This window comes from Bacillus sp. AY2-1 (assembly GCF_008368965.1).
Lineage (GTDB): Bacteria > Bacillota > Bacilli > Bacillales > Bacillaceae_G > Bacillus_A > Bacillus_A thuringiensis_S.
The window spans coordinates 44,115-67,795 of sequence record NZ_QPEL01000017.1; the positions used below are offsets into that span (position 1 = coordinate 44,115).

Genomic DNA, 23,681 nt, shown 5'->3' on the forward strand with positions numbered 1-23,681 from the left:
CGTTATTGTATTAGTATTGAGGGTTTTCGTTTATTTTAAACAATGAAATTTCGAAAATAAAAAAGCCCCTTCCATTAAGAAAGGAGCTCAAAGGCACGTGCTGGCCAATCGGTAATGATGACATCTACACCATAATCAATCATAGTTTGTAAATCTTTGTATTCGTTAATTGTATATGGACGGAAAACATATCCTTGCTCTTGTGCTAACTGCACAAATTCTTTCGTTAATAGCTGGAAGTTTGGATGTAATCCACTTGCTTCTCTATGTTTTGCTTCGGCAATTGGATCAGCAATCGGTGTATCATATAAAATTGCTCTTGGAATTTCAGGAGCAATTTCTGCTAATAATGAAACAGAGTCATGGTTAAATGATGAAAATACAATTTGATTTGAAAGATGATATTCACGCACAAGTGCAACAACTTTTTCCTCAATATTTGGGTAATGAATAACATCTGTTTTTAATTCGATATTTAGTTGTAAGTTCGTTGTGGAAAGCCAAATGAAAACCTCGCGCAACGTTGGAATTTTTGCTTCTTGGAAAGAAGGGGCTTTATGGCTACCAGCGTCCAATGATTGTAATTCCTCTACCGTTTTTTCAGAAACAAGTCCAACGCCATTTGTTGTACGATCGACGGTTTCATCGTGAATTACGACAAGTTCACCATCTTTTGATAGGTGGACATCGAGTTCAATTCCGTGAGCGCCAATGCGTTCAGCTTCTTGGAAGGCAATCATCGTATTTTCGGGATGTGTTCCTTTTACTCCGCGGTGAGCAAAAATAAGTGGTTTACTCATATGAAAATCTCCTTATTATCTCTTTTCTTTCATTATGAAACTGCTTTAGGGAAAATACAATTGAATATGACAAACATTTACAAAAGTCTAACAGTTGCAGAAAAGTTAACGTTAACGTAAAATGTAATAATTGAGTGAAGGGAGGAATAAACATGTATAAAATTGATGAAGTAACAAAGCAAGTCGGTTTAACAAAACGTACACTTCGTTATTATGAGGAAATTGGTTTAATTCATCCCCCAGAACGTAGTGAGGGGAATATTCGTCTGTATACGGATGAGGATATTGCCAGAATTAAAAGAATTGTGGAAGCGAAAGAAGTGCTAGGAATCACACTTCAAGAAATGCAACATTTCTTATCACTAAAAGAAAGAATGGAGCAAAGAAGAAATAGCGAGAACCCTCGTGATCGTGAAGTGATTCAAGAAATTAAAGATATGCTTGAAAAACAAGTGCAAACGTTAGACGAAAAAATGGAGCAAATGCAACGTGTAAAGGCAGAACTCGAAGATAGTTTACATCGTGCAGTAACATTTTTAGAGAGCACAAAAGGAGAGTAATCAAAATGGAGAGCAAACAAAAACTAGGGAGATTGATTACAGTGGTAGCTACCTTTCTTGCCTTTTCGGGTATAGGGGTAGTTGACCCAATCTTGCCGATTATTGCTGAGAAAATTGGTGCAACGCATTGGCAAGTTGAAATGTTATTTACCGCTTATATTTTAACGATGGCAATCATGATGTTACCAGCTGGTATATTTGCATCGAGATTTGGTGATAAACGAATGATGACAATCGGTCTTGCGATTGTGACTGTATTTGCGTTTATATGCGGTATATCGCAAACGATTGCTCAATTATCTCTTTTCCGTGCTGGATGGGGATTAGGAAATGCGATGTTTTTTGCGACAGCAATGACACTGTTAATAGCATTAAGTAAAGAAGTTCATGAAGCAGTAGGATTATACGAAGCAGCTATCGGCTTAGGTATGGCTGGGGGGCCGTTATTGGGTGGAATACTAGGTGGACATTCTTGGCGTTATCCGTTTTTCGCGACGAGTATTTTAATTTTCTTAGCATTTATTTTAGTATTCTTTTTTGTAAAAGAACCAGAGCGAAAGGTGAAGCGTAAGGCTGCTGGCGTAGGGGAATTACTTAACTTGGTGAAGTATAAACCATTTATGCAAGGTGCTATTTCAGGGATGCTATACTACTACGGATTTTTTGTTGTGTTAGCATATTCACCACTTATTATGCATTTATCAGCTATTCAATTAGGCTTTGTATTTTGCGGATGGGGACTGGCGTTAGCTTACGGTTCTGCAATTTTAGCACATAAACTAGAAGGGAAATATGAACCAAAAACATTATTGAAGGGGAGTTTACTCGTATTTGCGATTTTCTTAATTGCACTATTCTTTGTGAAAATTATGTGGTTACAAATTACTCTTATCGTTTTATCAGGATTGGCATCTGGCTTAAACAATGCATTATATACAAGTTATGTAATGGATATTTCACCTTATGAAAGATCTGTTACGTCAGGTGTTTATAACTTTGTTCGTTGGTTAGGTGGTGCGATTGCTCCAATTTTATCAGGAGTTATCGGGCACACAGTTTCACCACAAAGCCCATTTTTAGTTGGGGGAATTGTTGTGTTAGTTGGTTGTATTATGATCTTAATTCCAATTCGTAAACCAGTAGAACTAGAGACGAAAACCCTTTCTTAAGAAAGGGTTTTCTTTATACACATATGTTAGAACCCTCTGACTAAAATATATTTTCGGTATTTTTGTACTTTTAACTATACATTTTGGATGTTTTGTTTTATTTTTGTTAGGGGACATTAATGATGTCCCTATTATAAATTTGCATTGAAAGGCGTGATTGTACGATGGAACTATGGTTCACTGAAAAACAAACAAAACATTTTGGGATTACGGCGCGTATTAACCGCACATTACATACGGAGCAAACAGAATTCCAGAAACTTGATATGGTTGAAACGGAAGAGTTCGGAAACATGCTTATTTTAGACGGCATGGTTATGACAACAGAAAAGGACGAGTTCGTTTATCACGAAATGGTAGCGCACGTACCTTTATTTACACATCCAAACCCTGAAAACGTATTAGTTGTTGGCGGCGGCGATGGCGGTGTTATTCGCGAAGTGTTAAAACACCCAAGTGTAAAGAAAGCAACTCTTGTTGAAATCGATGGAAAAGTAATTGAGTACTCTAAACAATACTTACCATCAATTGCAGGCGCATTAGATAATGAGCATGTAGAAGTAAAAGTAGGAGACGGTTTCCTACACATCGCAGAAAGCGAAAATGAATACGACGTAATTATGGTAGATTCTACTGAGCCAGTAGGCCCAGCAGTAAACTTATTTACGAAAGGTTTCTACGCTGGAATCTCTAAAGCGTTAAAAGAAGATGGTATTTTCGTTGCACAAACGGACAACCCTTGGTTCACACCAGAACTAATTACAACTGTGTTTAAAGACGTAAAAGAGATTTTCCCAATTACTCGTTTATACACAGCGAACATCCCAACTTACCCAAGTGGTCTTTGGACGTTCACAATTGGATCTAAAAAACATGATCCATTAGAAGTAAGTGAAGAGCGTTTCCACGAAATCGAAACGAAATACTACACAAAAGAATTACACAATGCAGCATTCGCATTACCGAAATTTGTTGGCGATTTAATTAAGTAAGAAATCGAGTTTGAACAAATAAAGTGTAGGTAGCTCATTTAAGGTGTTTGTCCAGAAGACTTGAACATGCTAGCTACTTACACTCCTGTAAAGAAAATCGTCTTCTTATTGTTAAAAAAGAAGACACCGGTAAATCGAGAAAGAGGAGCAGTTCGCTCCAAATTTGAGAAATAATGAAAGGTTGGGATACCTTAAGTTCCACATAAGGAGGAAAAGAATATGCGTTTTGATGAAGCTTATTCAGGTAAAGTATTTATTAAAAGTCATCCAAGTTTTGAAGAGTCAAAGGTAGTTATTTACGGGATGCCTATGGATTGGACAGTAAGTTACCGTCCAGGTTCTCGCTTTGGTCCTGCACGTATTCGTGAAGTATCAATCGGTCTTGAAGAATATAGCCCATATTTAGATCGTGAATTAGAAGAGGTAAAATATTTTGATGCGGGTGATATCCCATTACCATTCGGAAACGCACAACGCAGTTTAGACATGATTGAAGAGTATGTATCAAAACTTTTAGATGCCGATAAGTTTCCACTAGGTCTCGGCGGTGAGCACCTAGTGTCTTGGCCAATTTTTAAGGCAATGGCAAAAAAATATCCGGATTTAGCAATCATCCACATGGATGCTCATACTGATTTACGTGAATCGTATGAAGGGGAGCCTTTATCCCACTCTACACCAATTCGTAAAGTGTGTGATTTAATTGGTCCGGAAAACGTATATTCTTTCGGAATTCGTTCTGGAATGAAGGAAGAATTTGAATGGGCGAAAGAAGTAGGTATGAACCTATATAAATTTGACGTATTAGAACCGTTAAAAGAAGTATTACCGAAACTTGCTGGACGCCCAGTCTATGTCACAATCGACATTGATGTATTAGACCCAGCTCACGCTCCAGGAACAGGAACGTTAGAAGCTGGCGGTATTACATCTAAAGAATTATTAGATTCCATCGTAGCAATTGCAAATTCAAATATAAATGTAGTTGGAGCAGACTTAGTAGAAGTAGCTCCGGTCTACGACCATAGTGATCAAACACCAGTCGCAGCAAGCAAATTCGTGCGGGAAATGCTGCTCGGTTGGGTGGAGTAAAAGTGAAGCCGACTGTTTAGACCCGGTGAATAAGGTTCTTCCCTGCAAAAGGTGCTTTTTACCTTTTAGCAGGGAAGGTTCTTAGACGCAAGGGTCTAGGAGGCGTAACTGGATAAAATAAAAGCGGAAGCGGCTCGCTCAGAATGTGTCGGTAAGTCGATATATATAAAAATCGTCGATATAATCTTATTTACCATGGCAAGACATGAAAAAAAGAGTTATTCTCAAAAGGTGAGAATAACTCTTTTTCTTATGCAACTTTCTCTTCCGAATTAACGCCGCGAATTTCATCAGCAGAGCGGATCGGATATTTGCGGAACACAATAGATCCGATGTATCCGATAATAGTGGTAACGATTCCACATAGTACAGCAGCAATCGTTACTTTTATAACGTCATTAAATCCGAATAGGACGAGAAGACCTGGAATTGGTGATGCTGTTCCTGGTGCATTATTAACAAGCTGGAATAGCGATGTAATAATACCGGCAAATGCACCGCCAACGAAATTTGTCATATAAATTGGAATTGGATTTGCTGAGACAACATCGGCTTGTGTTAAAGGCTCGATTGCTACAGCAATTGTATCTTTCTTTGAACAAATTTTTAATCGTTTAAAGAAAATAAAGTTCATCGGGGCTGAAGCTGCTACGGCAAGACTACCAATTGCCATTGGTAAACCTGTTAATCCAAGCATTGCAGTTAGTGCCATAGAACTCAGTGGAGAGGTAGAAATAACTGTTATTAATCCACCAAGCATAATACCCATAATGATAGGACTCTCTGTAGTTGCAACTGAAATCATAGAACCGATTTTACCAAGTGTTGCGTTAACGAGCGGATCCATAAGCATTGCCATTCCACGTGAGATTGGTGCAGCGATGAATAGGATTGCTAAAAATTCCACACCAGCTGGTAATTTCTTTTCGAGAAATTTCACGACGAAGGCACAAACGTATCCAGCGAAAAATCCTGGTAAAATACCGAATCCACTAGTAGCGATACCAATTAAAACAGCGTATACGGGGGAAACACCGATTGCTAATGCGACTAAAATCGCTGCTGCAACACCGCTCATACTACCAGAAGCTTCTCCTACTGATTGTAAAAAGTCATTGTGAAACATTTCTCCACCTATATAACGGTGAAATGCTTCAATAAGAAAACTTGCGATTGCTGCATTAGCTAAAGCACCCATCGCCTTCATTCCGTAAGGCGCACGGTAACTGAAAAGTGTAAATAGACAAAGTACAACAAGTAATAGTGCTAAACCTTGCAAGATAGCCATTTGAAAACTGTCTCCTTTGATTTTTGTAATAAAAATTCGTATCATTCAATAATAATATAAAAGTGTATGAAACGGGAAAATTTTTTCTTGGGAACTTGCTGTAAGAAAAAATCCCTTACAATAATGTAAGGATTGTGTAAGACTTTTCGATAGAGTATAGTATACCCTTTTCCGTATAATACAGGTATAGACATAACATTAGTGAGAAAGAAGTGTAAAACAGGAGGCGCATGTATGAAATTAGTCATTAAAGTTTTAGCTGTATTCGCCATTATTTTAGGGGGAACAGCGTATTATTTGAATACAAAAACAGAAGGTGTACATGCTTTTGTAGACAACTTCTTTTCAAATAAAGAAATACAAGATTATTATGCGGTTGTAGATAAAGGTGAGAAAAAAGACGGTGAGTATTTGTATACATTTAAAGGGTATACAGAGGACGGAAATCAACAAATTATTAAAAGAATGGTAAATCGTGAATTGCATGCAGGTGCTTTTATAAAAATTTATGCAAAAGGTATGCAAGGAAAAGGATGGGCTGAAATAACGAAAGAGTCAATCCCGCAAAAAGCGTTGCAAAAAATAGAAAAACCATAAAAGGAGCGACTCATTCGCTCCTTTTTTAGTACGCTAAAATAGTGATAGATGTCTTTTCTTTGTTAGAAATAATTTTTGCACGTCCACCAATTGGGAAAGTGAAAATCGGGGTTGTATGCCCGAAACTTGCGTTTGCAATAATAGGAATATGTGCAAGTTCAGGTTTTGAAGCAATCATTTCTTGAATGTCCGCTATCGTACATTCTGCTTCTTTTTGCATTCTTCCTATTACAATACCTGTTATATGTTCAAAATTAGGTTGCTGCATAAGGGAATGTAGATAGCGATCAAAAGTTTTAAGTGTCGATTTTCCTGTTAAACTGTCTTCTTCAAGGAATAAAATTTTGCCCTTTAAGTTTGGCATATATGGTGTGCCTTGTAGTAAATTAAGTGTGCTCATATTGCCACCGATAATTTCTCCTGTCGCTTCCCCCTTTTGAATTGGAACATACCCTTCATTTTTAATAAATTCTCGATTTTCCTGATCCATATACCAAGAATCATCGCTCCACGTTTCCGCCGGAATGATTTCAATAGGCTCATTAGCGGTTAAGCATTGTAAAAAGTAATCAGCCGTGTAATGGAGTCCTTTTTCCATTCCAAATGAAGAGAAGTGGGGACCTGAATATGTAACGAGACCCGTTTTTGCGTAAATTGCATTATTTAAGGCAGTAATATCAGAATAACCACAGAAAAATTTTGGGTTTTCACGAATTAAATCAAAATCGAGATATTTCAATAAACCATTCGAGTTGTATCCGCCAAGTGTAGTTAAAATAGCTTTTACATTAGGGTCTCTAAATGCTTCATGGAGGTCTTGGACGCGGGAAGAAATAGAAGAGGAAGCAAATCGATCTATCTCATCGGCATATTTTGAGAATGTCACTTGAAAGCCCATGTCAGTTAATCTTTTTATAGCAAGTTTTCTATTTTCATTTGAAACAATACTTAAACTACAGGATGGTGAAATCACGCGTATTTCATCACCCTTTTTTAACTTTGTTGGTATCATTGAATTCACCTCTATAATTAAAAGAATATTTAGATTTAAAAAATATTTTATCATATGAAATAAAGTAGGAGGGAATTATTTTTTGAAATGGAGTTTTCCTGATTTTTCAGCAGACAGACAGCGTCTTTTTTTGATATGATAGGAAAAGTGATTTATTATAAGTAGTATTTAATATCTATAACATTTGAAAGGTGTGCAAGACGTGAAGAAACAACTTGCAGGCTTGCCGGTACACGTTCATTTCGTAACAGAAATCCGTGAAGGGGCGAGGAAGGAAACCGTTGCTTTTGAAGCAAATGGTCAATACTATGTAAAAGGTCAAGGTACATATGTAACATTCCAGGAGCCGAACGAACAAGGCGAAGTGAAAACAATTATTAAAATTCAAGATGAACAAGTTCTCATTATGCGTTCAGGTGCTATTTCTATGCGTCAGACGCATGTGAAAGGTGAATGGACAACGGGTACGTATACGAGTGAACTTGGTACGTTTGCACTGCAAACGAAAACTGATAACGTTCTTTTTAAATGGTCGGATGAAAAGAAAAAAGGACAACTCTTCTTAACGTACGCATTGCTTCTAAGTGAACAAGAAGCTGGCAGATATACAATTACAATTAATTTGAAGGAGGCAAAATAATGAATTCCTTAGAACAGGTAAAAGGATTGATTAAAGAAGAAATTCAAGCTGCTGTATTAAAGGCAGAATTAGCGACAGAAGAACAGATTCCAAACGTTGTATTAGAATCTCCAAAAGATAAAACAAATGGTGACTTCTCTACAAACATGGCAATGCAACTTGCACGCGTTGCGAAAAAAGCACCTCGTATGATTGCAGAAGAACTAGTTGCAAACTTCGATAAAGCAAAAGCTTCTATTGAAAAAATCGAAATCGCTGGTCCTGGTTTTATTAACTTCTATATGGATAATAGCTACTTAACAGATTTAATTCCAACAATCGTAAACGCTGGTGAAGCTTACGGTGAAACGAACACTGGTAAAGGTGAAAAAGTACAAGTTGAGTTCGTATCTGCGAATCCAACAGGTGACCTTCACTTAGGACATGCACGTGGTGCGGCAGTGGGTGACACTTTATGTAACGTATTAGCAAAAGCAGGATACGATGTATCTCGTGAGTACTACATTAATGATGCCGGTAACCAAATTCATAATTTAGCTCTTTCTGTTGAAGCTCGTTACATGCAAGCTTTAGGTTTAGATAAAGAAATGCCAGAAGACGGTTACCATGGTGCGGATATCATTGGAATCGGTAAACGTTTAGCTGAAGAGTTTGGCGATCGTTACGCAAAAGCTGATGCTGAAGAAAGCTATGAATTCTACCGTTCATACGGTTTGAAATATGAGTTAGCAAAACTTCAAAAAGACTTAGAGAGCTTCCGTGTTAAATTTGATGTATGGTTCTCAGAAACATCATTATACAAAAACGGAAAAATCGATGCTGCACTTACTGTATTAAAAGAGCGTGACGAAATCTTTGAAGAAGGCGGAGCAACTTGGTTCCGTTCAATGACTTACGGTGATGACAAAAACCGTGTATTAATTAAAAATGACGGTTCTTACACATACTTAACGCCAGATATTGCTTACCATCGCGATAAATTAGAGCGTGGTTTCGATAAGCTAATCAACATTTGGGGTGCTGACCACCACGGTTACATTCCTCGTATGAAAGCTGCTATTCAAGCGCTAGGTTACGATAAAGAAACACTTGAAGTAGAAATCATCCAAATGGTACAACTATACCAAAATGGTGAAAAAATGAAAATGAGTAAGCGTACAGGTAAAGCAGTTACACTTCGTGAGCTTATGGAAGAAGTAGGCGTGGACGCAATGCGATACTTCTTCGCAATGCGTAGTGGTGATTCTCATTTGGACTTCGATATGGACTTAGCTGTATCAAAATCTAATGAAAACCCAGTATACTATGCACAATATGCTCATGCTCGTGTATGCAGTATCCTTCGTCAAGGTGAAGAGTTAGGATTAGCTGCAGATGGAGACGTGAATTACAAACTTGTTACTTCTGAGAAAGAAGTAGAGTTACTGAAAAAGCTTGGTGAATTCCCAGCTGTAGTTGCGGATGCAGCACAAAAACGTCTGCCACACCGCATTACAAGCTATGCATTTGAATTAGCAGCAGCATTACACAGCTTCTACAATGCAGAAAAAGTATTAAACCAAGATAACTTAGAATTAAGTAAAGCTCGTTACGAGTTAATGAAAGCAGTACGCACTACGCTTCAAAATGCATTAGCAATCGTAGGAGTATCTGCACCAGAAAAAATGTAATGAAGAAAAGCGGAGCCGACTGTTTAGTCCCGAAGGCTAAGGTTCTTTCCCACAGAAGATGCATTTTATCTTCTCGTGGGGAAGGTTCTTAGACAGAAGGGGCTAGGAGGCAGAGCTGGACATAAAGAAAAGCGGAAGCGGACTTTCGTTTTTAAATAAAAGGCAATCACATGATGTTGTGATTGCCTTTTTGTATGGAGATAATAAAAAAATAAAATTTTATCAAACAAAAGGATAATTTGCGTCGTCTTATATAAATGACAGGAGGCTTATGATGGAAGAAAAGGTAGAAGAATTAATTGATATATATAAGCAGCAAATATATTCCTTATGCTATAAGTTAGCGAAAACGAAAGAAGATGCGGAAGATATTTTTCAAGAGACGTGGATAAAGGTTTTTTCATCAAGGCATCAACTTTCCTATGTGGATAATTATAAAAAATGGATTGCTACAATTTGTGTTCGTACGTTTTATGATTTTTATCGTAAGAAAAAAAGGTGGAAAGATCGAATATTGGATTTGTTTCATAAAGAAGATGGTGGAGAAATAGATTTCGCAGATGAAGTAAATATATCAGAAGAATGTATTCAAAAAGTGGAAGCGGAAATGATACGGGAAGTTATACAGTTATTGAATGAAAAGTATAAAACTGTGCTCGTACTCTACTATTATGAACAATATTCTTATAAAGAAATTAGTGAAATATTAAATATACCGATTGGTACAGTGAAATACCGCCTTAATTATGCGAAGAAGCAAATTCGAGAACATTTGGAGGGGTTCGTTTATGACGGAAGATAAGTTTGATCAGAAGATAAAAAGTAGCTTAGCGGGAGAGATGGTTCCTAACGAAGAGCTAATAAACCATACGAAACAGAGCGTGCGAAATGCTCGAAAATTAGAAAAGAGATGGGTTGTTTTCATTCATGCTATTTGGATGATTGTATTAACAGTCACCCTAGAGCAGTTTGTTAGTCATTTGGATCATAAAATATCTGTCATTATAACGATAGTTATTATGATGCACATATACATTCCTATATATGTTGTCATACAGGCATTTTTAAAGAAGGAGTATAAATTACATGATAGGGTTCGCTAATCCATTTGTAGTATTTGAGATAGCTGGGATTACAATGTTTTTGGCTTTTATAGCACTTTTAGTATGTGTAGCATCATGGGTATATACAGATGCGAAAACGCGTGGAATAAGTAAGTGGTGGAGTGTTATAGCGATTATATTGCCATTTTTTATTGGAGTTTTGTTATATATGACACGCAGAAATAGCCGGAAAGTAGAAGGAGAATATACGATGAAGGGTATGAAAAAGCAAAAGGTAACATTAGTTGTTATATTTGCAAGTGCGATGTTTGTATTACTTAGCGGCTTTGCTTTCGTTCAAACGTTAGATGATATGTGGAGAGCTGGTGATATATATTTAGAAAATGAGAAGAAAGGGGAGACAAGTTACGAGGCAAAATTCTCATCATGGGATATTGCTGGGAAAGATATTGAACTTGAGTATGCAAAAGATACAGAAGTAACATTTTCTTATGAAACAGATGCAAAGCGTGGTAACTTATGCTTTAGCTTGTATGAAAGACAAGGAGAAGGGATAAAGGAATTAAAGGAGATTTGTGAATCGAAAAAAGGTACTTTTAAAGCTACATTAAAAGCAAATGAAAAGTATGTATTCAATATAAGTGGTTTAATGGTGAAAGATGGTTTTGTAAAAGTGAATTGGGAAGCAAAATAAAGGGCCTCTGAGAAAGGCCCCTTATTTTATTGGATTGTATAAGTAACAGAAAAACTAACAGGACTATAGTAAACGTAAGGTGCATGAAATTGAACATACATATTTCCATCTGTTTTTGCAGTGAAAATTCGGCCGTAACCATCAGAATAACGCCCAATAAGGTTATGATTTGAGTCATAAACACTGTAACTAGGAGTTTTGCTGTTAGGATGAATTGTTAGTTCTTGTCCTTTTTGAAGGGAAATAGGTTCTTGTTCAGAACTACCTCCAGTTTGCAAAGAATAAAATTTTGTAAAGCTTTGTTCTTGAGCGGCAGCAGCGACTTTTGTTTCAGGAATAAACGCGGTAGCTCCGGTAATTCCTGCTAAAGTTAACGCACCTACTAAAATCATTTTTTTCATAATAGAAAAAGCCTCCTTATTAGTTGTAATCGGTGTTGTTACAGTTAATATTGTATACGATAATGAGTAGGATAAAATATGCTTTTATGCATATATATTTTTTCTCAATAAAAGACCACTGATAAAAATCAGTGGTCTTTTATTGATTAAGCAGCTTTCTGCTCAGTTTGAGTAATAGGTTTTTGAAGCGAGTTATAAACTCCTGTTCCGATAACGTCTAATGCCATTTTCATTCGTTCAGGTGAAATGTTTTCTAATACGTTATCTTGGGGTGTATGGTATACCTTCTCGATATGATAGATTAATGGATTCCAACTATCGACACCCATCCAAATAAATAGAGCAGCAGGAATACCAGCTTCAGCAAACGGTACGTGATCACTGGAGCCAAATTTCCCTTGAAGAACGAGGTCATTATTTAATTGTTTACCTGCTTGCAAGGCAGCATCTGTTACAAAGTTTGTAGAGCCATCAGGTGTCATAGCGTATAAATTCTTTGCTTTATCATAATTTGTTGCAACCATATCAGCATTAAAGACGCCTAAAATACGGTCACGTTCTTTTTGGGATAGACTATTAACGTAATAATCCGAACCAAGTAATCCAGTTTCTTCAGAACCAAAGGTAATAAAGCGAATTTCTTTATCAGTTTCTACATTTTGAAAAGCACGAGCTAGTTCTAATACTAATCCAGTTCCAGAAGCATTATCATTTGCGCCAGGTGCTCCAACAACACTATCATAGTGCGAGCTTACAACGACTGCTTTTTCATTACCCGTACTCTTTTTTGGTTTCTTTTTTGCGATAACATTTAGAGATGTTAATTTAGATTCATGTCTCGCTTTTAGGGAAAGAATTGTTGTCTCTTTTTTAGCGATTTCTTCTTTAAATGCATTTCCTTGCGCATAAGCAAGACCAAAGACAGGGATAGATTGCTTTTTCGTTAGGCGGGGATTGAAGGTTTGTCCATAATTTCCGCGCCCGCCAATTAAACTGTATAAAAGAACACCTTTTGCACCTTTGCTAACAGCATTTTCAACTTGTTTATTATAATCTGTAACTGTCGTTCCTCTTTCAAATAAAACAATTTTACCGTTTACTTCATTTGGAATATCTTCTAATTTTGTCCCACCTTGAACAAAGATAAGGGGAGCTGTAATAGCTTCTGTAGATATTAGTGCATTAGGAGCAGCACCAGCTTGCCAATTACGTTTTGTTGATAGTGGTGATTCAATGAATCCAACGTATTGATCGGGCACCTGAAATGGCTGATATTCTACGTCATAACCCATTGATTTAAGCTGCATACCAATGTAACGAGAAGCCCATTCTTCGGATTTTGTTCCACCGGGTCGAGGCCCAATTGTTTCAGATAAGAAACGAACATGTTCAATGGCGCGGTTTGGATCAATTTGTTTTGTAATAGATGGAGTTTGTGGAACTTCTGAAGTGGAATCCGCTTTTGCTTGCCCAATTGGAGCTAAGCTAACAGCAAGTGATATAGCAAGCAAAGAGCTTACTATTTTTTGTTTCAATGATTTGCTCATTTTTTCCTCTCCTATTCTTCTATTCTCTCTGACTGACAAAAGAAGACGGATAATGACTTTATTTTACCTTTGCGTCTTTTATTTTTCAATATTCTGACATTGAGAAATAAAAACAATATATGCATATTTGCATATTTTTGAGGGAGATATGTATGCTATCATTTTAAACGAAGGTTCGCTTTCTACTCTGAAAGCCCCTACATTGCATGAATCTAGTGTACCCAAACTTTAGATTATGTAGAGGAATGGAACCACTGTAGGGTTTCATTCCTCATGTTTGAATCAGTTGATGGTAATTATGTTTCCGCATTTCATAATTATTATCAGTGATATATGTAAGGCATCCATATGAAAATACGAGGCTGTTCAAAGGTTTTCCGTACTTTTGGGCAGCCTCACCCCGTTAAAAGGACGATACTTTATGTATCGTCCTTTTTGTATAAAAAAACACCCAATCAATTGAGAGATTGATTGGGTGTGAAAAAATTATTAATAATTTTTTTTGCGTTTTTTAGCTAAAATACTTAATAATCCAGCTAGTAGAAGAACGATACCTACTGTTTGTGTAGGATCTTCTTTATGACCTGTATTTGGAAGGTGCTTATCCGTATTTCGATCATCTTGCTGTTTGTTATCTGTTTCATTCGATGTTTCTTCGGAAGTTCCGTTTTCGTGTTTCTCAGATGTTTCAGTGCCTTTGTTTTCTTCTTTATTTGGCGGAGTAACGGGCTTGTCATCTCCACCTGAAGAAGATTCAATCTTTTTATTTGAAACTGTAATTTGTAGTGGCGTAGCTTGGGCTTTATCAATTGTAAAGTTTATTGGTGATGCATCTAATTGATAGCCTTTAGGAGCCTTTGTTTCTACTAATTGATAATTACCAGGTTTCAAATCATTTATGATTACTTTTCCTTGTTGATCTGTTTTTAAACCTTCTCGGATGACGTTTCCATCTTGGTCTAAAATATTGAAAATGGCACCTTCAAGTGTTCCATGGTGATCAATATCAACTTTAGTTAACTCAATTGAACCTGTTGTTAAACTATTTAAAGCTGTAACAGAGGTAACCTGAGTTTGTCCTTTCGTAATTGTGAAAGGAATTGGTTTAACGTTTAAATCATAGCCAGTTGGAGCTTTCATTTCAATGAACTGATAGTCTCCCGGACGCAAATCAGAAACAGAAATCTTACCATCTTTATCAGTAGTTAAATCAGAACGAACATCCTTGCCGTCCGTATCCACAATTTTAAAGATAGCCCCTTCAAGAATAGTGCCGTCGATGTCATCAACTTTAGTTAATTCAACAGCGCCTTTCGTTAAGCTGTTAGTAGCAGTAACAGAAGTTTTAGCAGTTTGACTCTTTTCAACAGTAAACTTGATAGGATTTTGATTTAAGTCGTAATGCTTAGGAGCTTTCATTTCAATGAACTGATAGTCACCCGGACGTAAATCAGAAACAGAAATCTTACCATCTTTATCAGTAGCTAAATCAGAACGAACATCCTTGCCATCCATATCCACAATTTTAAAGATAGCCCCTTCAAGAGTAGTGCCGTCGATGTCATCGACCTTAATTAATTCAACTGCACCTTTCGTTAAGCTATTCGTAGCAGTAACAGAGGTGATTTTTTCTTGGCCTTTTTTAACTGTGAACTTAATAGGTATTTCGTTTAAGTCATAGTGTTCAGGAGCTTTTGTTTCGATAAACTCATAGTCTCCTGGTGGTAATTCATCCACAACTAAACGGCCGTTTTTATCAGTAGTTAAATCGGTACGGACGTCGTGTCCATCCTTGTTAACAATTTTAAATACTGCCCCTTCAAGTGTTGTGTTTTTCTTGGCATCATCCACTTTAATTAACTCCACACTACCTTTCGTTAAGCTATTAATAGCTGTAACGAAGACATGCTTTGTTTGACTTCTTTCGATTGTGAACTTAATTGGTTCTTCATTTAGGTCGTAATGTTTAGGAGCTTTCGTTTCGATAAACTCATAGTCTCCTGGTTGTAAGTTTTTAGCGATGATTTTACCATCTTTATTCGTAACTAAATTCGTGCGAATGTCGTTACCATTCATATCAGTAATTTTAAATACAGCACCTTCTAGCATTTCTTTCTTATCTATAGAGTCAACTTTCGTTAATTCCACGCCACCTTTTGTTAGGCCATTCTTGGCAGTAACAGAAACGTGAGTTAGTTGACTTTTCTCGATAGTGAAATCGATAGGTGTTTTATTTAAATCGTAATGCTTCGGAGCTTTCGTTTCAATGAATTGATAGTCTCCTGGGCGTAAGTTCGTAGCAGTAATTTTACCATCTTTATCAGTAGTTAAATCAGTGCGAACAATTTTACCTTTCGCATCGATGATGTTAAACACTGCATCAGAAAGTTTTGTATCTGGATTTATATCATCCACTTTTATTAATTCTACAGCACCCTCAGTTAAGCTATTTGTAGCAGTAACTTGGAGCTTTTCTTTTTGGCTTTTCTTAATTGTAAACTTAATAGGTGTACTATCTAATTTATAGTGTTCAGGAGCCTTCGTTTCAATAAATTGATAGTCCCCAGGACGTAAATCAGAAACAGAAATTTTTCCATGTACATCTGTTGTAAGCTCAGTGCGAATGTCATTACCATTCATATCAGTAATTTTAAATATCGCATCTTTAAGAGCGGTACCATCAACATCATCCACTTTAGAAAGCTCCACAGTGCCTTTCGTTAAGCTATTTGTAGCTGTAACAGAGACAGGCTCAGCTTGGCTCTGTGTGATTGTGAATGGAATTGGCTCTTTGTTTAAATCGTAGTGTTTCGGAGCCGTTGTCTCGATGAATTGATAATCACCAGGACGTAGGTCAGAAACGCTAATTTTACCTTGTTGATTCGTAACAAGATCTTTGCGAATTACAGTACCATTCATATCTGCAATTTTAAATACTGCGCCTTCAAGAGTAGTGCCATCAACGTCATCTACTTTAGAAAGTTCCACGCCGCCTTTTGTTAAACTATTTTTCATAGTAACGGTAGCGATATCTTTTTGGCTTTTTTCAATTGTAAATATAATTGGTTTTTTGTCTAAATCATAGTGTTCAGGAGCCGTTGTTTCAACGAATTGATACGTACCAGGACGTAAGTTTTCGACAACGATTTTACCTTCACTGTTTGTTTTTAAATCTGTTTTAAGTACCTTGCCATTTTGATCTAGTAAATTAAATACCGCATCGGCAAGTTTTGTTTGATCGTTTAAATCATCAACTTTAAGTAATTCGATACTACCTTGTTTTAAGCTATTTGTAGCAGTTAAAGAAATAGATTTCTTCTGTCCTTTTTCAATAGTGAATTTGATTGGTGTTTCATCTAAAACGTAATCCTTAGGAGCTTTCGTTTCGATGAATTGGTAATCACCAGGACGTAGGTCGTTAATTTCGATTAGTCCTTGTTCATTTGTAACAAGGTCTTTATGAACTACATCACCGTTCATATTAACAATTTTAAATACTGCATCTTTAAGAACAGTGGCATCAACATCATCTACTTTAGAAAGTTTAACAGCACCCTTTGTTAAAGCATTTGTAGCAGTGACATGAAGAGCTTCAGTTTGGCTCTTTTTAATTGTAAATACGATAGGTTTTTTATCTAAAACGTAATGTTCAGGAGCAATTGTTTCAACGAATTGATACGTACCAGGACGTAGATTTTCAACAACAATTTTACCTTCATCATTTGTTTTTAAGCCTTCTTCAACTAGCTCTCCGTCTGCATCTAATAAATCAAATACGGCGTTAGCAAGTTTTGTATTTATATCAATATCGTCAATCTTTGTTAGTTCAACGCTACCTTTTTTCAAAGCATTTTTACCTGTAACATTGATCTCTTTCGTTTGACTTCTTTCAATTGTAAACGGAATTTGTGTTTCTTCTAATACATAGTGCTCAGGAGCTTTTGTTTCAATGAACTGATAGTCTCCAGGGCGTAAATCAGAAACAGAAATTTTTCCGTTTTTATCTGTAACAAGATTCGTATGAACTTCCTTACCGTTCATATCAACAATCTTAAAGATTGCACCTTCGAGCATCGTACGATCGATGTCATCGATTTTTGTTAATGTTACTGCACCTTTCTTTAAACTGTTAGTAGCAGTAACAGTAATATTCTCTTTTTGACTTTTTTCGATAGTGAACGGAATAGGCTCTTTGCTTAAGGTATAGTCTTTTGGAGCTTTTACTTCAACAAATTGATAGTCTCCAGGACGTAAATCAGAAGCAGTAATTTTACCGTTTTTATCAGTCGTTAAACCTTTGCGAATTACCTTTTTAGTATCATGAGCGTCAACGATTATAAATTCTCCACCTTCAAGAGTAGTGCCATCAACATCATCAACTTTTGTTAAAGTGACGCCACCTGTAAGTAAACTGTTTTTTACAGTAACAGGGATAGGAAGATCTTCCTTACTACCTTTTTTAATTGTGAACTTAATAGGTGTTTGATCTAATTTATAATGTTCAGGAGCTTTCACTTCAATAAATTGATAATCGCCTGGTGCTAAATCAGGGATGACTAATACTCCGTGTGCATCTGTTATTAAATCTTTCATAATTTCTTTGCCAGTTGCGTCTTGTAATGTGAATACAGCGCCAGCAAGAGCTTTCGCGCTCTCCACGTCATCTTCTTTAATTAATTTGACCTTTCCTTTCGTCAAACTATTTTTGAAAGTAATAGGGATGAGTTTTTGTTGACTCTTTTCAATTATAAATTCAATTGGTTCTTCATTTACATCGTAATAAGTAGGAGCCTTCGTCTCGATTAGCTTATAATTACCCGGACGTAAGTCTTGTACTACTAATTTACCGTCTTTATCAGTAGTAAGTTCCGTACGAACATCCTCACCTTTGTCATTAACAATTTTAAATACTGCACCTTCAAGGGTTTCCTTAGCATTTACAGAATCAACTTTTGTTAATTCAATACCACCTTTTGTTAAGCTGTTAGTAGCTGTAACGTTAATAGCAGTCGCTTGGCTCTCCTTAATTGTAAATTCAATAGGTGTTTTATTTAAGGCATAATGCTCAGGAGCTTTCATTTCGATAAATTTATAGTTACCTGGACGTAAACCAGTAGCAATAATTTTACCTTCCTGATTCGTAACTAATTCTGTACGGACATCTTCATTTTTATTATTAACGATTTTGAATACGGCACCTATAAGTGCAGTGCCATCAGTATCATCGAGTTTTGTTAGTTCAACATCGCCTGGTAGTAGACCATTTTCAGCTGTAATAACAATCGGTGTTTTTTGACCTTTCTCAATTGTAAATTCAATTGGTGTTGATCGCAGTTCATAATGTTCAGGAGCTTTTGTTTCAATAAATTTGTATTTGCCTGGACGTAAGTCAGAAGCTTTAACAGTTCCGTTTGTGTCGGTAGTTAATTCTGTACGAACGTCTTCGTTCTTATCATTCACGATTTTGAACATAGCTCCAGCAAGAGGAGTCTTTTTATCAAATTCGTCGACTTTTAATAGCTCAACAGCACCTGTAGTTAAACTGTTTTTTGCAGTAATTGAGATAATGCTTGTTTGACTTTTCTCGATTGTAAACGGAATTGGTTCTTTATTTAAGTCATAGTATTTAGGTGGTGTTGTCTCAATAAATTGATAATCACCAGGATCTAAATCTTTAACGGTCAAAGTTCCATCTTTTTCTGTTTTTAAGTTTGTACGGACATCTTCATTTTTGTCGTTAACAATTTTGAATACCGCACCTTCAAGGGTAGTGCCATCAGTATCATCCACTTTTGTTAACGTAATGTCACCTTTAATTAAAGCGTTTTTTGCTGTAACAGAAGCGACTGTAGTTTGGCTTTTTTCTATTTCAAATAGAATAGGCGTTTTGTCTAATTCATAATGCTCAGGAGCTTTTGTTTCGACAAATTGGTATTTACCCGGACGTAAATCTTTTGCTTCTATTTGTCCATGTTCATTTGTTGTTAATTTTTCATATCCAGGAATATTTTTTCCGTTGCGATCTTGAACAGTAAACTCTGCCCCTGCTAAAGTTTTATTATAATTATCCACTTTTGTTAAAAGAGCAGATCCTTTAGTTAAACTATTTGTCGCAGTTAGATTTACTACTGTTGTTTGATCTATAGAGATAGTAAACGGAATAAGTTTGCTATCTAATTGATAATGCTCAGGAGCCTTCGTTTCTTGTAAGTAGTAAGTTCCTGGTTTTAGTTTATCTATAATAATTTGTCCGTTATTATTTGTTGTTAATTCTTTGTGTTCTGGAATTACTTTTTTATCTTTATCCAGTAGTGTGAAAATAGCGCCTTGTAGTGTTGCATTTTTGTTCAGGTCATCAGATTTTGTTAAAACTACTTTCCCGACAAATTTCTTATTTGCAAGTTTATATGTTGTAGTCTCTTGTGTACCAAGTTCAACAATTTTCCCTTGTTTTAAATCCCAGCTAATTACATAGCCTTCAGGAGCCTTTGTTTCTTTTAATAAATATTTATCACGTTTTAAATTATTAAATTTAGCGATACCGTCTTTGTCTGTTGTAATTTTACGGATAACAGTTTTACCTGTACGATCGTATAAAGTAAATTCTGCCCCAGCTAATAGTACGTTCTTATTGTCGTTATCTACCTTTATAATTTCAAGGTTTCCACGACCTTTGGTAGCAGATCCTCCACCTGAACCAGAAGACATTCTCACTTCAATTGTTTCAGTAGTTTCTGTGTTTTTAACTGTCAACTTATTGCCTGTGATTTTCGCTTTATTACTTACTTTTTCTTTATCGTCTGCATTAATAAGTGAGCGATATTCTAAAATATAAGCTCGATCAATTTTTTTCAAGAAGGCAATTTCGAAATGTTGCTTTCCGGTAGTATTGTCTGTTGTTATTTTGAGTTTATAGTCTGTTCCTTCTTTTAATTCGTTTACTTTATCTTTTGTTAAATTTCCATATGGATCAACAGTTGTAGGATATAAGTGGAATGAATCTTCCACAATTACCTGATTTTCGGTTGGGTCATCTGTTACAACCGCATCCGCAATGGTTGATTGGCTTTCGTTAATTGCGATACTCCAATTAATATAGTTGTCGTCTTGCACAGCTTTTTTAGTAACGAAGCTGCCACCTTTATTTACTTGAGTATCACCTGTAAGGGTGTTAACAATTTTAGAGCCATCTTTTAAATCTGCCTCGTTTTTGTAAGTGCCTTGGATAAGTTCACCATCAAGGCTTGTTTTAAAGATAATATAGTAAGGTGAATTAATTGATTGTTTGAAATGAACCTTTAGGGTGTTTTTATTTTTCTCTGTAGGTTCTTCAAGTTCATATTTCTCAGTTGGTACAGCATTACCAGGTTGTGCATTATCAGGATTTCCATTTAAAATCATATCGCGTACTTCAATGGATCCAGGAACTAATTTTTGTTTATCTTGTATTACGTCTATAACAGAAGGATCTTTAATCTCAACATTATTATAGTTAAAGCCTATTATCCAAGTAATTTCCTTCGTTTGAGCGTTATAAGAACCGTACTTATAACCATTTGCCTTTGTGAAAGTATCAGGATCGAAATTAGCTTCAACTTTATTTGATTGTGGCTTAGAATCCGTATCTATCCAAGATAGGTTACCTGTATTTTTAAATGAAGTTTTACCACTTTCTAGCTTTGTATAATCAAAGTCTGTCGTATATTTTACAACTAATGTCTTTGTCATATTAGACTGATATGTACCTATAAGAGTAATTTTGAAGCCTTTATCTGTTGCATCTAAAACATAGTCAGTCCCAGCTTGAAGGGTATAATTTCCATCTTTAATTTCTAGTTTTTTATCTTTTAATTGTAATCCACCATGATCAAAGGTGTCCGTAATGATCGCGTTGTTTAATGGGTAGTTGTTATTATTTACTATAATTGTCCAAGTTGTTGTTTTGTCTTTATAATTTGTTTCAGCTTTATTATTAGATTTAATAATATTTTGCTGCTTGAAGCTAGCTTCATTTTCTTTACTTGAATCATTATCAGCTGTAACTTTATTTTTTACTTTTCCATCTTCTATAACTTTATTAGTTGGCTTGGTTTTATAGGTAATCACATAAGCACTATTAATATCATCGTTAAACTGTAAATCGAATCCATTCTTCTTGTTATTTACAGTGTAATTATTCACAGCGTCACCTGTTACAAGCGTTCCCTTTTCATTATATGAAGCGTTTTTCACAACAATAGAATTTGCATCTAGTTCGTGTGTATCGTCAAAAATATCTTTTAAAATCGCGTCTGCTTTTTTGATCTCTCTTTGATCACCATTGTAAGTAATTGTCCACTCAATTGTTTGCGTCTTTGGATCATATTTACTTGTTTTATTTAAGTGTGTACCACGAGAAACCGTTACAGTAGAGCTTGCGTTTTGTTGCTTTTGATTATCACTCGTTATCGTAACGTTATTTCGAAAACTTTTAATATTTTCATCAGTAATTTTTGTGGCATATTCGATTTGATATGCTTTATTGATAGAATCTTTAAAAGCAATCTCCAATTTTGAGCCATCTGATGAAATAATATTGTAATCTGTTGGCTCAGCTTCTGCACCACGCATTACATTTCCATTAACATCAACTTCTAAATAATAAACTTTAATAGAATCTTTATTTAAGCTTGTACCCTGTGGGATGTTATCTTTAAAAACAGCATTTTTAAGGGTTTCTTTCGTTTTGTTCATCTCTACTTTCCAATTAATTTCATTTGTATTAATTGGTCTATCAGGTACCCCTTTTTTATTCGTAGCTGTTTGTACATTAGGCTTAAAGTCAACTGTAATAGAAACATCCTTATCTTTAATTGGGAAAGGAATTTCTTGTGTTGTTGTACCTTTAATTTCAGCTTTATTAAATTCTGTCTTTAGTTGTAGGTTACCAGCAACATCTGGATGCTCTTCAACATAATCGTTGAATGTCATCGTGACTTTTCCGTCTTTTGTAACAGTAAAATTACCAATTTGATTGTTTTCACTATCATATAAAGGACTGTTAATTGTATTGTAAATCTTAAAATGTTTAGGAAGATCAAAAATATAGTAATCTCCGCTTTTCACATTCATTGATTTTAAAAGCTCCCATGTAAACTCAATATTGGCAGGGGAATCTGTGCTTGGACGGTTATCCTCTGTAAATGGTTTTCCGTCTTTATCCGTCAACTTTACACCGGTTAAAATGTTTGTTGTTATTTGCTTTGGACCTGAATTTGTATTCTCAACAGGGCTGCTTGCTAGCTTATGTTCTGGATTGCCAGTAGCAATTTTAGCTGCTGGGTTTTGTTCCGGATTATCGGTAACAGGTTTAGTTGCTGGATTTTGTTCCAGATTATCGGTAACAGGTTTAGTTGCTGGGTTCTGTTCCGGATTATCGGTAACAGGTTTAGTTGCTGGGTTTTGTTCCGGATTATCAGTAACAGGTTTAGTTGCTGGATCTTGCTCCGGATTGTCAGTAACAGGTTTAGCTACTGGATCTTGCACTTGTTTATTAGTATCCTGTTTGGTGCCATCTTCTTTAGAGTCTTCTACCTGAACAGGAACTGATATAGGTTGAACGATTGTTCCTAAAGGAAAAGCGATTTGAACTGATTTTTCTCCAGTTTTTAAAGTTGAGTTAAACACGGTATCAACTTTAATTTTTCCTTTAGCGTCTTTCAAATTTTCTACTTGATCATTAAATATCAATTTTAATTTATTATCTTTAGCTGTTATAAAATATTGACCAATATTTTTTTGATCTGTGACTAAATCCCCTTGCAAATCTTTAGATACTTTTAATGCAAGTGGTATTTGGACTACTGCTGTATCATTTGCATGTGCAACTTGTTGATCCTTTATTGACCAAGCGTATTCTACTTGAATGGTTGATCCTATCTTTATTAAGTTGTTAGGATTTTTTGCTTCGTCAATAATATGATTCGTTGCATCTTTCATTTCAACAGTGTCAAATAAGGAATCTCCTGTTAAGGTTTCCGCTTTTACTTGATTGTATGGAAAACTAGCAAGCTGCGAAAATAGTACGAATACAATTAAACATACATTGAAAAGTTTTTTCATTTTTCCTCCTCTGAACATTCATTTGTCCATTGGGGACTTATTCCACATGAACAA

General features: G+C 35.8%; 16 protein-coding genes. 10 read left to right on the top strand and 6 right to left on the bottom strand.

The window, feature by feature from the left end:
- Positions 1–74: 74 nt before the first annotated feature.
- Positions 75–800, bottom strand: a complete 726-nt coding sequence (locus DN403_RS04180) for a glycerophosphodiester phosphodiesterase (RefSeq protein WP_000042780.1) — start codon at positions 798–800, stop codon at positions 75–77.
- 152 nt (positions 801–952) lie between these two features.
- Between DN403_RS04180 and DN403_RS04185 the strand changes: the two genes are divergently transcribed.
- From DN403_RS04185 to speB, 4 genes are all read left to right on the top strand, one after another.
- Positions 953–1,360: a MerR family transcriptional regulator gene (locus tag DN403_RS04185; RefSeq protein ID WP_000276560.1), complete on the top strand. Its 408-nt coding sequence runs from the start codon at positions 953–955 to the stop codon at positions 1,358–1,360.
- 5 nt (positions 1,361–1,365) lie between these two features.
- On the top strand, positions 1,366–2,529 hold the full coding sequence (locus DN403_RS04190; protein WP_000444236.1) for an MFS transporter: 1,164 nt from the start codon (positions 1,366–1,368) through the stop codon (positions 2,527–2,529).
- Positions 2,530–2,693: 164 nt separating this feature from the next.
- Positions 2,694–3,521: a polyamine aminopropyltransferase gene (gene speE, locus DN403_RS04195; protein ID WP_098437058.1), complete on the top strand. Its 828-nt coding sequence runs from the start codon at positions 2,694–2,696 to the stop codon at positions 3,519–3,521.
- 219 nt (positions 3,522–3,740) lie between these two features.
- On the top strand, positions 3,741–4,613 hold the full coding sequence (gene speB / locus DN403_RS04200; RefSeq protein WP_098437057.1) for an agmatinase: 873 nt from the start codon (positions 3,741–3,743) through the stop codon (positions 4,611–4,613).
- A 250-nt stretch (positions 4,614–4,863) separates the two neighbouring features.
- Here the strand turns inward: speB and DN403_RS04205 are convergent, their stop codons facing one another.
- Positions 4,864–5,901 carry a PTS sugar transporter subunit IIC gene (locus tag DN403_RS04205; protein WP_098437056.1) on the bottom strand — a complete coding sequence of 346 codons (1,038 nt, stop codon included), beginning with the start codon at positions 5,899–5,901 and terminating at the stop codon, positions 4,864–4,866.
- 234 nt (positions 5,902–6,135) lie between these two features.
- Between DN403_RS04205 and DN403_RS04210 the strand changes: the two genes are divergently transcribed.
- Positions 6,136–6,498: a YxeA family protein gene (locus tag DN403_RS04210; protein WP_000779933.1), complete on the top strand. Its 363-nt coding sequence runs from the start codon at positions 6,136–6,138 to the stop codon at positions 6,496–6,498.
- Between the two features lie 25 nt (positions 6,499–6,523).
- Here the strand turns inward: DN403_RS04210 and DN403_RS04215 are convergent, their stop codons facing one another.
- On the bottom strand, positions 6,524–7,510 hold the full coding sequence (locus tag DN403_RS04215; protein WP_000613237.1) for a S66 family peptidase: 987 nt from the start codon (positions 7,508–7,510) through the stop codon (positions 6,524–6,526).
- Positions 7,511–7,712: 202 nt separating this feature from the next.
- On the opposite strand from DN403_RS04215, the gene DN403_RS04220 reads away from it, so the two are divergent.
- The 5 genes from DN403_RS04220 to DN403_RS04240 all read left to right on the top strand — a co-directional run bounded on the left by DN403_RS04220 (position 7,713) and on the right by DN403_RS04240 (position 11,578).
- Positions 7,713–8,150: a YwiB family protein gene (locus DN403_RS04220; RefSeq protein WP_000744343.1), complete on the top strand. Its 438-nt coding sequence runs from the start codon at positions 7,713–7,715 to the stop codon at positions 8,148–8,150.
- On the top strand, positions 8,150–9,820 hold the full coding sequence (gene argS / locus DN403_RS04225; protein WP_001086463.1) for an arginine--tRNA ligase: 1,671 nt from the start codon (positions 8,150–8,152) through the stop codon (positions 9,818–9,820). Before DN403_RS04220 ends, argS begins: the two co-directional genes overlap by 1 nt.
- Positions 9,821–10,094: 274 nt before the next feature.
- Positions 10,095–10,622, top strand: coding sequence for an RNA polymerase sigma factor (locus DN403_RS31535; RefSeq protein ID WP_000391647.1), 528 nt, complete (start codon positions 10,095–10,097; stop codon positions 10,620–10,622).
- Positions 10,609–10,923 (top strand): hypothetical protein, encoded by a 315-nt coding sequence (locus tag DN403_RS04235; protein WP_000133816.1) that lies wholly within the window; start codon positions 10,609–10,611, stop codon positions 10,921–10,923. The genes DN403_RS31535 and DN403_RS04235 overlap by 14 nt, the downstream gene beginning before the upstream one ends.
- Positions 10,907–11,578: an ABA4-like family protein gene (locus tag DN403_RS04240; RefSeq protein WP_000578914.1), complete on the top strand. Its 672-nt coding sequence runs from the start codon at positions 10,907–10,909 to the stop codon at positions 11,576–11,578. The genes DN403_RS04235 and DN403_RS04240 overlap by 17 nt, the downstream gene beginning before the upstream one ends.
- Positions 11,579–11,604: 26 nt before the next feature.
- Here the strand turns inward: DN403_RS04240 and DN403_RS04245 are convergent, their stop codons facing one another.
- The 3 genes from DN403_RS04245 to DN403_RS04255 form a co-directional block, all read right to left on the bottom strand.
- Positions 11,605–11,979 (bottom strand): hypothetical protein, encoded by a 375-nt coding sequence (locus tag DN403_RS04245; protein WP_016099332.1) that lies wholly within the window; start codon positions 11,977–11,979, stop codon positions 11,605–11,607.
- A 146-nt stretch (positions 11,980–12,125) separates the two neighbouring features.
- A complete protein-coding gene (locus DN403_RS04250) occupies positions 12,126–13,526 on the bottom strand; it encodes a M28 family metallopeptidase (RefSeq protein ID WP_000045708.1) in 1,401 nt (466 codons plus the stop codon).
- A 489-nt stretch (positions 13,527–14,015) separates the two neighbouring features.
- Positions 14,016–23,627, bottom strand: coding sequence for a SpaA isopeptide-forming pilin-related protein (locus tag DN403_RS04255; RefSeq protein ID WP_149185311.1), 9,612 nt, complete (start codon positions 23,625–23,627; stop codon positions 14,016–14,018).
- Positions 23,628–23,681 lie beyond the last annotated feature (54 nt).

Coding starts and splice junctions, on each gene's coding strand:
- DN403_RS04180 (WP_000042780.1), bottom strand. CDS start 800: ATGAGTAAACCACTTATTTTTGCTCACCGCGGAGTAAAAGGAACACAT.
- DN403_RS04185 (WP_000276560.1), top strand. CDS start 953: ATGTATAAAATTGATGAAGTAACAAAGCAAGTCGGTTTAACAAAACGT.
- DN403_RS04190 (WP_000444236.1), top strand. CDS start 1,366: ATGGAGAGCAAACAAAAACTAGGGAGATTGATTACAGTGGTAGCTACC.
- speE (WP_098437058.1), top strand. CDS start 2,694: ATGGAACTATGGTTCACTGAAAAACAAACAAAACATTTTGGGATTACG.
- speB (WP_098437057.1), top strand. CDS start 3,741: ATGCGTTTTGATGAAGCTTATTCAGGTAAAGTATTTATTAAAAGTCAT.
- DN403_RS04205 (WP_098437056.1), bottom strand. CDS start 5,901: ATGGCTATCTTGCAAGGTTTAGCACTATTACTTGTTGTACTTTGTCTA.
- DN403_RS04210 (WP_000779933.1), top strand. CDS start 6,136: ATGAAATTAGTCATTAAAGTTTTAGCTGTATTCGCCATTATTTTAGGG.
- DN403_RS04215 (WP_000613237.1), bottom strand. CDS start 7,510: ATGATACCAACAAAGTTAAAAAAGGGTGATGAAATACGCGTGATTTCA.
- argS (WP_001086463.1), top strand. CDS start 8,150: ATGAATTCCTTAGAACAGGTAAAAGGATTGATTAAAGAAGAAATTCAA.
- DN403_RS31535 (WP_000391647.1), top strand. CDS start 10,095: ATGGAAGAAAAGGTAGAAGAATTAATTGATATATATAAGCAGCAAATA.
- DN403_RS04235 (WP_000133816.1), top strand. CDS start 10,609: ATGACGGAAGATAAGTTTGATCAGAAGATAAAAAGTAGCTTAGCGGGA.
- DN403_RS04240 (WP_000578914.1), top strand. CDS start 10,907: ATGATAGGGTTCGCTAATCCATTTGTAGTATTTGAGATAGCTGGGATT.
- DN403_RS04245 (WP_016099332.1), bottom strand. CDS start 11,979: ATGAAAAAAATGATTTTAGTAGGTGCGTTAACTTTAGCAGGAATTACC.
- DN403_RS04250 (WP_000045708.1), bottom strand. CDS start 13,526: ATGAGCAAATCATTGAAACAAAAAATAGTAAGCTCTTTGCTTGCTATA.
- DN403_RS04255 (WP_149185311.1), bottom strand. CDS start 23,627: ATGAAAAAACTTTTCAATGTATGTTTAATTGTATTCGTACTATTTTCG.